This is a genomic window from Mycobacterium sp. NPDC003323, assembly GCF_053589535.1.
Map to the genome: position 1 here is coordinate 200350 of NZ_JBSFSB010000006.1, position 10898 is coordinate 211247.

The following is a 10898-nucleotide window of genomic DNA, read 5'->3' on the forward strand; positions in this document are numbered from 1 at the left end:
CCGGTCTCGTGATTCCTGGTGAAATCCTTTACGGCGACGGCGATGTCGAACTCAACACCGGTGTGGCGCGGCTGACGCTGCCGGTGGTCAACAGCGGGGACCGGCCCGTCCAGGTCGGCAGCCACGTGCATCTGCCGCAGGCCAACGGAGCGCTGGACTTCGATCGCGCCGCCGCGCACGGCCATCGCCTCGACATCCCCGCCGGCACCGCCGTCCGCTTCGAACCCGGCATCGCTCAGCAGGTTTCGCTGGTCCCGCTGCGCGGCACCCGCGAAGTCCACGGACTATCGCTCGATCCGCCCGGCAGATTGGACGCGTGATGAGCGCCTGCGCGAAGAACAGATTGGTTGTGCAGTGACCGCACTCTCCCGTGACCACTATGCCGCGCTGTACGGACCCACCGTGGGCGACCGGATCCGGCTGGCCGATACCGATCTGGTCGTCGAGATCACCGAGGATCGCAGTGGCGGGCCGGGTCTGGCCGGTGACGAGGCCGTCTTCGGCGGTGGCAAGGTCTTGCGCGAATCGATGGGTCAGTCGCGGGCGACGCGTGCCGACGGTGCCCCCGACACGGTGATCACCGGTGCGGTCATCATCGATTACTGGGGAATCATCAAGGCCGACATCGGGATCCGAGACGGCCGCATCGTGGCGATCGGCAAGGCCGGTAATCCGGACATCATGTCCGGTGTGCACCCGGACCTCGTGGTGGGCCCGTCCACCGAGATCATCGCCGGCAACAATCGCATCGTCACCGCCGGCGCCATCGACTGCCACGTCCACCTGATCTGCCCGCAGATCATGGAAGAGGCGCTCGGCGGGGGAATCACCACGATCGTCGCCGGCGGCACCGGCCCGGCCGAGGGCAGCAAGGCCACCACCGTGACGCCGGGCTCCTGGCACCTGGCCCGAATGCTGGAGGCGCTGGACTCCTGGCCGCTGAACATCGCGCTGTTGGGCAAGGGCAACACCGTCAGCGCCGAGTCGTTGTGGGAACAACTGCGCGGCGGGGCAGCCGGTTTCAAGCTGCACGAGGACTGGGGCAGCACCCCGGCCGCCATCGACGCCTGCCTGACGGTGGCCGATGCCGCCGGGGTGCAGGCCAATATCCACACCGACACCCTCAACGAGATGGCGTTCGTCGAGGACACCCTGGCCGCGATCAAGGGCCGGTCGATCCACGCCTATCACACCGAGGGCGCCGGCGGCGGCCACGCACCGGACATCATCACCGTCGCGTCCCACCCGAATGTGCTGCCCAGTTCCACCAATCCGACCCGCCCGCACACCGTCAACACCCTCGACGAGCATCTCGACATGCTGATGGTGTGTCACCACCTGAATCCGGCCATCCCCGAGGATCTGGCCTTCGCCGAGAGCCGGATCCGGCCGTCGACCATCGCCGCCGAGGACCTGCTGCACGATATCGGCGCCATTTCGATGATCGGGTCCGATGCCCAGGCGATGGGCCGCATCGGTGAGGTGGTGCTGCGCACCTGGCAGACCGCGCATGTGATGAAGCGCCGCCGCGGAGCGCTCGAGGGTGATGGTCGTGCCGACAACAATCGGGCGCGCCGCTACGTCGCCAAGTACACCATCTGCCCGGCGGTCGCCCACGGCCTCGACGGCGAGATCGGCTCAATCGAGGTCGGCAAGCTGGCCGATCTGGTGTTGTGGGAGCCGGCCTTCTTCGGTGTGCGTCCGCACGCGGTCATCAAGGGCGGCATGATCGCGTGGGCGGCGATGGGGGATGCCAACGCCTCCATCCCGACCCCGCAACCGGTGCTGCCCAGGCCGATGTTCGGCGCCGATCCCGTGGCCGCGGCCGCGACCTCCGTGCACTTCGTCGCGCCGGCCGCCGTCGAGGACGGCCTGGCCGAGCGCCTGGACATCCGGCGAAAGCTGGTGGCGGTGCGCAACGTCCGGCAGGTCGGCAAGGCCCAGATGCCGCTCAACGACGCCACACCGCGCATCGAGGTCGACCCGGACACCTTCACCGTCCGCATCGACGGTGACGTGTGGACCGAACAGCCCGCCGCCGAACTGCCGATGGCACAGCGGTATTTCTTGTTCTGATGATTGCGGACCACCCGTCACCCCACCAGCTGGCCACGCTTCTCACCCTGGCGGACTCGCGGCTGCCCACCGGCGGGCACGTGCACTCCGGCGGTATCGAGGAAGCCGTCACCACCGGCCGGGTGAACGATCTGGTGACGCTGCGGGCGTACCTGCGACGTCGGATCGCCACCCAGGGTCTGGTGAGTGCGTCGGTGGCCGCGGCCGTGCATGACGGCCGCCTGCAGATCACCGCGGCCGACGCCGAAACCGATTCTCGCACACCGTCGCCGGCGGCCCGGGCGGCATCCCGGGCACAGGGGCGGGGACTGCTGCGACTGGCCAAGCGGGTCTGGCCGCAATACCCGTGGGAACCGCTCGGGGGCAGGCCCCATCTGGCGGTGGCCGCCGGCGCGGTCGGTATCGCCGGCGGGGTTGCGTCCGAACACACCGCACTGTCGATCGTCTACACCACGATGACCGGTTCGGCCACCGCCGCTCAGCGTCTGCTGGCGCTGGATCCCGCCGACGTGGCTGCGCTGACATTCGAGATGTCGCCGCTGTGCGAGCAGACGGCCGCAGCCGCGGTCGAGGGACTCGCCGACCTGTCCGATCCGCTGCTCGACGTGCTGGCCGAGGATCACGCCGCACGCGAACGGCCCCTGTTCTCCTCCTGACCATCCATCTGACCGATAGGGCCCGACATGCCACCACATCTGATCGACGGCGAACCGCACACCCACACCCACGACCGCCCCAGACGGGTGCGGCAGCCGGGTGAACCGCTACGCATCGGGATCGGCGGTCCGGTCGGCTCCGGAAAGACCGCGTTGACCGCCGCGCTGTGCCGTCAGCTTCGTGACGAGCTCTCGCTGGCGGTGTTGACCAACGACATCTACACCACCGAGGACGCCGACTTCTTGCGCCGGCACGCGGTGCTCCCCGACGAGCGGATCACCGCGGTGCAGACCGGCGGCTGCCCGCACACCGCCATCCGCGATGACATCACCGCCAATCTCGACGCCATCGACGATCTGATCGCGGCCAACCCGAGACTCGACCTCATCCTGGTCGAATCCGGCGGCGACAACCTCACCGCGACCTTCTCATCGGGGTTGATCGACGTGCAGATCTTCGTCATCGACGTGGCCGGCGGGGACAAGGTGCCCCGCAAGGGTGGGCCCGGTGTCACCTTCTCGGATCTGTTGGTGATCAACAAGACCGACCTGGCACCGATGGTCGGCGCCGATCTGGATGTGATGCGCCGGGATTCGGCCAAAGTCCGCGGGGACCGACCGTTCGTGCTCATCTCGCTCACCGACGACCCGACCGCGGGTCCGGTACTGCAGTGGGTGCACGAGCAGCTGGCAATGAGCTGACATCGATGCGGTCGGATGTCCTGCTGGTGGCACGGCCCGGTCGCGGCCCGCACATCGAGTGCATCGGCGGGTTGACCGCCCGCCGTACCGGAACCGACACCGTGCACCTGTTGTCGGCCGCGGCCACCCCGCTCGGTGGCGACAGCATCGCCGTGCGGATCATCGTCGAGCCGGGCGCCGCGCTGCACGTGCGTTCGGCGGCGGCCACCGTCGTGCTACCCGGCGCCGCGACACCGGATTCGTGCAGCAGCTGGGATCTGGAGGTGCACGGAGATCTCGATGTCGACCCCGAACCGACCGTGATCGCCGGCGGCTCAAGGCATTCGGCGACCACCCGGTTGCGGCTGGGTGCCGACGGGCGGGTCCGGGTTCGCGAGCGCGTCCAGATCGGCCGCACCGGTGAGCGCGACGGCTATTGGACCGCAGCCCTGCACGCCGATGTGGACGGCACACCGCTGCTGCGCCATCGAGTCGAACTCGGCACCGCGTCGGTGGCCGATGACGAGATCTCTGCGCCGCGCGCCTGCGTCAGCGAATTGCGTTATCCACAAGACACTTTCGCAGGCGCAGGCACCGTGTTGCGGCTGGCTGCCGGGGGAGCGCTGTCCACCTGGCAGGGAGCGCGGCTCTAGCTGGCCGCGCGCTCGCTTTCCTGGACCGAAGCAGCGATCTCCTGCAACTCCTCGATCCTGGTGCGCGCATAGGCCTGCTGCTCGGTGATGGTCAGCTGGCCGCGCTGGCGGCTCAGGAAGGTCACCGCCCAGGACAGCAACGTGGCGACCTTGGTCTTGAACCCGACCAGGTAGATCAGGTGCAGACCCAGCCAGGCGAGCCAGGCGATGAAACCGCCGAACTCCAGCTTGCCGACCTTGGCGACCGCGTTCCACTTCGAGACGGTGGCCATGGAGCCCTTGTCGAAATACTTGAAGGGCACCCGCGGCTTGGGCTTGGTGCCGTGCGCGCGGGCCGCGGCCTCGTTCTTGACGATCGCCGCGACATACTTGCCGCCCTGGATGGCGCCCTGGGCCATGCCGGGCACACCCGGCACGAACGCCATGTCGCCGACCACGAACACGTTGGGGTGACCCGGGATCGACAGGTCCGGGTTGACGATCACCCGTCCGGCGCGGTCCACCTCGGTCTCGGACTGCGCCGCCAGGTCCTTGCCCAGCGGGCTGGCCTGCACACCGGCCGACCACACTTTGCACGCCGATTCGATGCGCCGCAGGCTACCGTCGGAGTCCTTGACGGTGATGCCGTTGCGGTCGACGTCGGTGACCATGGCGTTGAGCTGGATCTCCACACCCATCTTCTCCAGGCGCTCCTTGGCCTTCAGGCCGAGCTTCTCACCCATCGGCGGCAGCACCGCGGGCGCGGCGTCGAGCAGGATGACATGCGCCTCGGTGGGATCGATGTGGCGGAAGCTGCCCTTGAGCGTCTGGTCCGAGAGCTCCTGGATCTGACCGGCCATCTCGACACCGGTCGGGCCGGCGCCGACGACGACGAAGGTCAGCAGCTTCTTGCGGCGCTCCGGGTCGCTGGACCGCTCGGCCTGCTCGAAGGCGCCCAGGATGCGGCCACGCAGCTCAAGCGCGTCGTCGATGGTCTTCATGCCGGGCGCCCACTCCGCGAAGTGGTCGTTGCCGAAATAGGACTGACCCGCACCGGCCGCCAGGATCAGGGTGTCGTACGGCGTGCTGTAGGTGTGGCCCAGCAGCACCGATTCCACGGTCTGGCGCTCCAGGTTGATGTGCGTCACATCGCCCAGCAGCACCTGCGCATTGCGTTGCTTGCGCAGGATCAGCCGGGTCGGCGGCGCTATCTCACCCTCGGAGATGATGCCGGTGGCCACTTGGTACAGCAGCGGCTGGAACAGATGATGGGTGGTACGCGCGATCAGCTTGATGTCGACATCGGTGCGCTTGAGCGCCTGTGCGGCGTTCAGGCCACCGAAGCCCGACCCGATGATGACGACCTTGTGCCGATCCGATGCCGTAGCTCCGGGGTGGCTCATCTTTGCTCCTAGCGAAGTACTTTGTTAATACAACCCTAGGGTAGTGGGTGGCCATCCCACCAGCGCGGTGAGATGGCGCACCACACCGAGAGTTCACCCCTGGGTCGCGGTCTCCGACAGCACGTCTACCCAGAAATGACGGGTTTCAGCGCCTCGGCCACCGCCGTGACACCGCCGGGCACGTATCCGCCCAGCGTGATCGGGCTCAGGATGACCCCGTCGACGCCGACGTCGTAGACCTTCTCCTTGAGTTGCTCGGCGATCTGCTCGGGGGTCCCGAACACGGCCTGCTGCTTGAAATCGTCGGGGATCATCTCGGCGGTGTACTTCTCGCCGATCATCGCCAGCACCAGCATGCTGGTCTCCAGGGTGGCCGGGTCGCGGTCGATCTCCTCGCAGCGCCGGCGCACGACGCTCAGCTTGTGCGCCAACTGGTCGAACCCGGCGATGATGTTGAGATGGTCGAAGTGTCGCGCGGCCAGCGGGATGGTCTTCTTCTCGCCGCTGCCACCGATCATCAGCGGAATGTGGTCGCGGAAGCGGGGATTGGCGAAGGCTTCCTTGGTGCGGTAGTAGGCGCCGTCGACGGTGACCCGCTCACCCTTGAGCATCGGCAGGATGATCTGCAGCGCCTCGTCGAGCTTCTTGAACCGTTCGGTGAAGGTGCCGAACTCGAAGCCCAGGCTGTCGTGCTCGAGCTCGAACCAGCCGGTGCCGATACCGAGGACGGCTCGACCCTGGCTGATGACGTCCAAGGTGGTGATCGCCTTGGTCAGCACCGTCGGATTGCGGTAGGTGTTGCCGGTGACGAGGGTGCCGAGCTGGACCCGTTCGGTGGCGGTCGCCAACGCGCCGAGGGCGGTGTAGGCCTCCAGCATCGGCTCCTCCGGAGCGCCGAGGCCGGGCAGCTGATAGAAGTGGTCCATCACGAAGACCGAGTCGAAGCCGGCGTCCTCGGCTTCCTTGGCCTGTGCGATGACGGTCGGGAACAGCTCCGAAACGCCGGTGCCATAGGAGAAGTTGGGGATCTGGAGTCCAAGTCGAATCGCCATGGAACTCACCAAACCACACCCAAGCGGAGCGGTCACCCCGTTTCAGCTCGGGGTGAACACGGAATAATTCAGCCGAAGCTTGCCAACGCGCCCTGGCTGACGTGCAGCGTCTCGCCGGTGATGTGCCGGGCCGCCGGCGTGGTGAGAAACAGTGCAAGACGGGTGATCTCGTCTGCGGTCGACGGTCCGGAGGTGCCCGCCCTGTTGTAGCCGGGCTCGGCGCCGCGGCCGGCGGCCACCGCGTTGATGGTGATGCCGCGGATCCCGAAGTGCGCGGCTTGGCCGGCCGTCCAGTTGGACACGGCTGCCTTGATCGCGGCGTCGGCGGTGCCGTCGGCGGGGTTCTGCGGAATCACGTTGAGGATCGAACCGCCCGAACTCAGCTGGTCGCCCAGGACGGTCACGGTGAGCACCGCCGACAGCACGGTGGTGTCCAATGCGTGGCGCCACGCCGACGCCCGGTCCGCCAGTGACTGGGTGCGCGGGTCGCCGGCATCCCAGCGCGGCGCGGGAACGTTGATGATGCCGTCGAGATGCTGGGGGAGCGCACCGCGGGCAGCCTCCAGGCTGGCCGGGTCGGTGTTGTCGAAGACGACGAAGTCGACATCGAGTTCCTTGGCGGCGACCTCCAGATCGTCACGCCGGAAACCGGCGATGATGATGCTGTGGCCGGCGTCGCGGAATCCCCCTGCGATGTGGCGGCCGAGGTCGGTGTCGCCACCGGTGAGCAGCACGTGCATCGAACCCTCCTTGGCTCAGCGCTGAGTCAGCGATCTGGTCGATGTTACTGGACAGTAGCTAGGTGACGAAATCCGACGCGCCGCATCCCGGGCGTGTCGGCCGATGCGCGGTAACGGAGGGGTCGGCCGTGGCGATAGAGCAGCGAGACCCGTCGACCGCGCACTGTGCGCGGTCGGCCGGCGCCGCCGTGGGCGGAAATGGTGGGCAACGCCAAAGATGGCTGTTTGCATGGCTTTTGGTGGCGTTCAGCTATCGCGACGCGAAACACTATTAGAGCAACTCACACTTGCGTCACGGCCGTAACACGGTAGTTTCTTCTCCATGGATCAGTCGGACGTGAATCCCCCGCACCGCAGGCGGCTCGCCGCGGGCCTGGCTGCGGCCGCCGCGGCGCTGACGCTTCCGGTTGCGGTATCGCAGGCGGAACCGGTTCCACCGCCTCCTCCGCCTCCGGCCCCTGCCGATCCCGCCGCGCCGCCCGTGGTGCCACCGCCGGGTGCGCCGCCGGCGCCTGCGCCGCCCGCTCCGGTTCCCCCGGGTGCCCCGCCGGCTCCGTTGCCCCCGGGCGTGCCGCCGCCCCTGCCTCCCGGTGTGCCGCCGCCACCCGCCGACCCGAACGCGCCACCCGCCGACCCGAACGCGCCGCCGGCGGATCCGAACGCGCCGCCCCCTCCGGCTCCCGAGCCCGGCCGCGTCGACAATGCCGCCGGTGGCCTCAGCTACGTGGTGCCCGAAGGCTGGAAGGTCGCCGACGCGACGCAGCTGTCGTACGGCCAGGCGCTGCTGACCAAGATCCCGCCGGCCGGCAGCGAACAGCCGCCGAACGACACGAGCGTGCTGCTCGGCAGGTTGGACCTGAAGCTCTTCGCCGGCTCGGAAGCCGACAACGCCAAGGCCGCCGCCCGACTGGCCTCGGACATGGGCGAGTTCTTCATGCCCTTCCCGGGCACTCGTCTGGCGCAGGAGACCACTCCGTTGGCCGCCGGTGACCTGACCGGCAGCGCCTCCTACTACGAGGTCAAGTTCACCGACACCAACAAGCCGACCGGTCAGATCTGGGCCGGCGTCATCGGCACGCCGAACGCAACCGCCGCCCAACGCGGTCAGCGTGCTCCCGAGCGGTGGTTCGTGGTGTGGCTGGGCACGCAGAACAATCCGGTGGACAAGGCCGCCGCCGTCGCGCTGGCACAGTCCATCCGGCCGTGGAGCCCGCCTCCGCCGCCTCCGCCGCCGGACCCGAATGCGCCTCCGCCGCCACCCGACCCGAACGCGCCGCCGCCGCGGCCGGGCGTCGGTGTGCCGGTGCCGGTCGATCCGAACACCGCTCCGGGGATGTTGCCGCCGGCCTGACATCGGTGATGAACGATCGTGCCCGTTTCGCGGGCACGATCGTTATCCGGGATCGGTATGCCTGAGACAGGGCCTGTCGGCCATGTCAGGTCCGGGGAGGAACTGTCATGGGCTCGATCATCGGAACCATCATCTTCGGCGCTGTCATCGGCGTGCTGGCGCGCCTCGTCATCCCGGGCAAACAGCCCATCGGCTGGATCATCACCGTGGTGCTCGGGGTGGCCGGTGCCCTCATCGGCTACTGGCTGTGGGGGCTGATCGCCGACGAGGGCAATGCCGACACCGGCGGTATCGACTGGATCCGCTGGATCATCAGCATAGCGGCGGCCGCCATCCTCACCGTCGGCTACACCGCCGCCACCAAGAAGTAGCGACTCCTCAGGCGCACGTCGTCAGAACCAGCGGCGCACCATCGGTGATCGCGATGGTGTGCTCGCTGTGCGCGGTTCGCGACCCATCCGCGGACCGGATGGTCCAGCCGTCGGGGTCGTAGACGATGCGGTCGGTACCGGCGGCGAACCAGGGTTCCAGGGCCAGCGTCAGGCCGGGCCTCAGCTTGAGGCCGCGACCGGCCCGTCCGACGTTCGGTACGTGCGGATCCTCGTGCATCGTGCGTCCGAGTCCGTGCCCGCCGAAGTCGGTGTTGACCCGGTAGCCGTAGTCGGCCGCGACGGCTCCGATCGCCGCGGAGATGTCACCGAGGCGTCCGCCCGGCCGGGCGGCGGCGATCCCGGCGGCAAGCGCCCGTTCGGTCGCCTCGATCAGCCGCTGATCGGCCGCCCGTGGTGTGCCGACGATGATGCTGCGCGCCGAGTCGGCCACCCATCCGTCGATCGAGACCGCGATGTCCATGGTCAGCAGGTCACCGTCGGCGAGCACATGATCATGGGGTAATCCGTGCAGCACCGCGTCGTTGACCGACAGGCAGATGACGTTGCGAAACGGGCCCCGACCGAACGACGGGGCGTAGTCCCAGTAGCAGGACTGGGCGCCGCGTCGGGTGATCAGGTCCCTGGCCCGGTGCTCCAGATCGAGCAGGTTCACGCCGGGACGCGCCCGTTCGGTCAGATCGTCGAGCAGTTCGGCGATGAAGGCGCCGGTGACACCCATGGCCTTGATCTCCTGCGGTGTCTTGAGTTCCACCATCGCGTTGCGCCTCACTTCATCGACGTTCGGATCGGTATAGAAATACCGGTAGCGAGAATCACCCTAGACCAGTTTTCGGTATTTTCATACCGGCCGCGCTAGGCTGGCCGCATGGTGCGCCTTCCGTTGACCGCAGAACAGCTCGCCGCGGGTAAACGCCTGGGGGAGCAGCTCCGTCAGGCCCGCGGGGAGCGAACGCTGGCGGCGGTGGCTCAGGCGGCCGGCATCTCGCCGGAGACGCTGCGCAAGATCGAGACCGGCCGGTTGGCCACCCCGGCGTTCGGCACGATCGCCGCGCTGGCGCGGGTGCTACCGCTGTCGCTCGACGAGTTGGCCGATATCTGCCTGTTCGGCGAGGACCTGGAACACACCGGCTAGCACTCAGGTCGAGGCGTGCCACACCAGGGCGGCCGCCAGCGCGCCCATCCCGTTCAGTGACCAGTGCAGTGCGATGGGGGCGATCAGGCTGCCGCTGCGCCGACGCAGCCAGGTGAAGACGAAACCGGCGGCGCCGGTCACGATCACGGCGCCGACGACACCCACGACCATGCCGAACACACCGCCGCCCAGGACTCGGCTGAATCCGACGTTGCCACTTGTCAATCCGAACGAACTGGCGATATGCCACAACCCGAACAGCAGCGACCCCGCGGCGGCGACCCCGCGGAAACCCCAGGCCCGGTCGAGCGCCCCGTGTAGGACGCCGCGGAAGGCGATCTCCTCGGGGATCACCGTCTGCAACGGGATGATCACCATCGAGGCGATCAGCGCGCCCGACAGCGTCGCGTAGTGGTTGTTCATGAACATCGGGCGGGTCCACGGCAGCAGCACACCGATCGCGATGACGGCCAGCACGATGCCGACCGCGGCCGCGGCGTACCCGGCACCGGCGCGCCACTGTTCGCGGCCCAGGCCCAGTTCCGACCAGCACAGTCCGCGGGACCGCACCATGACCAGCAGGCCGATGGCGGCCGCCGGCACGATCGCGACATTGGCCCACGGGGTGGTGAAATGGGCAATGAGATTGGTGGCCACCAGCACCACGACCACGATCGCCACATCGACGTACATCCGGAAGTGGTGCAACGCCGAAAGCTGCCCTATCAGCGGATGGGCAGGTGCATCCAGTGGTGTGGCCACCGCGCCGGCGTCAGACATCGT

Annotated in this window: 13 protein-coding genes; 8 read left to right on the forward strand and 5 right to left on the reverse strand. The window is 68.3% G+C overall.

Annotated elements, in window-relative coordinates:
• Positions 1-8: 8 nt before the first annotated feature.
• From ACWDUN_RS16780 to ACWDUN_RS16800, 5 genes are read left to right on the forward strand one after another with little or no spacing between them, the layout of a single operon-like run.
• Positions 9-320, forward strand: a complete 312-nt coding sequence (locus tag ACWDUN_RS16780; protein ID WP_449930499.1) for an urease subunit beta — start codon at positions 9-11, stop codon at positions 318-320.
• 34 nt (positions 321-354) lie between these two features.
• The gene (locus ACWDUN_RS16785; protein WP_449930501.1) at positions 355-2076 is read left to right on the forward strand and encodes an urease subunit alpha; all 1722 of its coding nucleotides are present in this window, start codon (positions 355-357) and stop codon (positions 2074-2076) included.
• Complete coding sequence (locus ACWDUN_RS16790; protein ID WP_449930503.1) at positions 2076-2732, forward strand: urease accessory protein UreF; 657 nt, start codon at positions 2076-2078, stop codon at positions 2730-2732. Before ACWDUN_RS16785 ends, ACWDUN_RS16790 begins: the two co-directional genes overlap by 1 nt.
• A gap of 27 nt (positions 2733-2759) precedes the next feature.
• Positions 2760-3434, forward strand: a complete 675-nt coding sequence (gene ureG / locus ACWDUN_RS16795) for an urease accessory protein UreG (RefSeq protein WP_449930505.1) — start codon at positions 2760-2762, stop codon at positions 3432-3434.
• Between the two features lie 5 nt (positions 3435-3439).
• The gene (locus ACWDUN_RS16800) at positions 3440-4066 is read left to right on the forward strand and encodes an urease accessory protein UreD (protein ID WP_449930507.1); all 627 of its coding nucleotides are present in this window, start codon (positions 3440-3442) and stop codon (positions 4064-4066) included.
• On the opposite strand, the gene ACWDUN_RS16805 is transcribed toward ACWDUN_RS16800, so the two are convergent.
• The 3 genes from ACWDUN_RS16805 to ACWDUN_RS16815 form a co-directional block, all read right to left on the reverse strand.
• Positions 4063-5448, reverse strand: coding sequence for an NAD(P)/FAD-dependent oxidoreductase (locus tag ACWDUN_RS16805; RefSeq protein WP_449930509.1), 1386 nt, complete (start codon positions 5446-5448; stop codon positions 4063-4065). The two genes, ACWDUN_RS16800 and ACWDUN_RS16805, sit on opposite strands and share 4 nt — an antisense overlap.
• A gap of 125 nt (positions 5449-5573) precedes the next feature.
• Positions 5574-6500, reverse strand: a complete 927-nt coding sequence (locus tag ACWDUN_RS16810) for an LLM class F420-dependent oxidoreductase (protein WP_449930511.1) — start codon at positions 6498-6500, stop codon at positions 5574-5576.
• 68 nt (positions 6501-6568) lie between these two features.
• Complete coding sequence (locus ACWDUN_RS16815) at positions 6569-7240, reverse strand: SDR family oxidoreductase (protein ID WP_449930513.1); 672 nt, start codon at positions 7238-7240, stop codon at positions 6569-6571.
• Positions 7241-7562: 322 nt separating this feature from the next.
• On the opposite strand from ACWDUN_RS16815, the gene ACWDUN_RS16820 reads away from it, so the two are divergent.
• Positions 7563-8591 carry an APA family fibronectin-binding glycoprotein gene (locus ACWDUN_RS16820; protein WP_449930515.1) on the forward strand — a complete coding sequence of 343 codons (1029 nt, stop codon included), beginning with the start codon at positions 7563-7565 and terminating at the stop codon, positions 8589-8591.
• 107 nt (positions 8592-8698) lie between these two features.
• On the forward strand, positions 8699-8962 hold the full coding sequence (locus ACWDUN_RS16825) for a GlsB/YeaQ/YmgE family stress response membrane protein (RefSeq protein ID WP_449930517.1): 264 nt from the start codon (positions 8699-8701) through the stop codon (positions 8960-8962).
• Between the two features lie 7 nt (positions 8963-8969).
• On the opposite strand, the gene map is transcribed toward ACWDUN_RS16825, so the two are convergent.
• On the reverse strand, positions 8970-9737 hold the full coding sequence (gene map, locus ACWDUN_RS16830; RefSeq protein WP_449930675.1) for a type I methionyl aminopeptidase: 768 nt from the start codon (positions 9735-9737) through the stop codon (positions 8970-8972).
• A 111-nt stretch (positions 9738-9848) separates the two neighbouring features.
• Here map and ACWDUN_RS16835 point away from each other — a divergent pair, with 111 nt between their 5' ends.
• The gene (locus tag ACWDUN_RS16835) at positions 9849-10115 is read left to right on the forward strand and encodes a helix-turn-helix domain-containing protein (protein ID WP_449930519.1); all 267 of its coding nucleotides are present in this window, start codon (positions 9849-9851) and stop codon (positions 10113-10115) included.
• 3 nt (positions 10116-10118) lie between these two features.
• Here ACWDUN_RS16835 and ACWDUN_RS16840 read toward each other — a convergent pair whose 3' ends face one another.
• On the reverse strand, positions 10119-10895 hold the full coding sequence (locus ACWDUN_RS16840; protein WP_449930521.1) for a CPBP family intramembrane glutamic endopeptidase: 777 nt from the start codon (positions 10893-10895) through the stop codon (positions 10119-10121).
• Positions 10896-10898 lie beyond the last annotated feature (3 nt).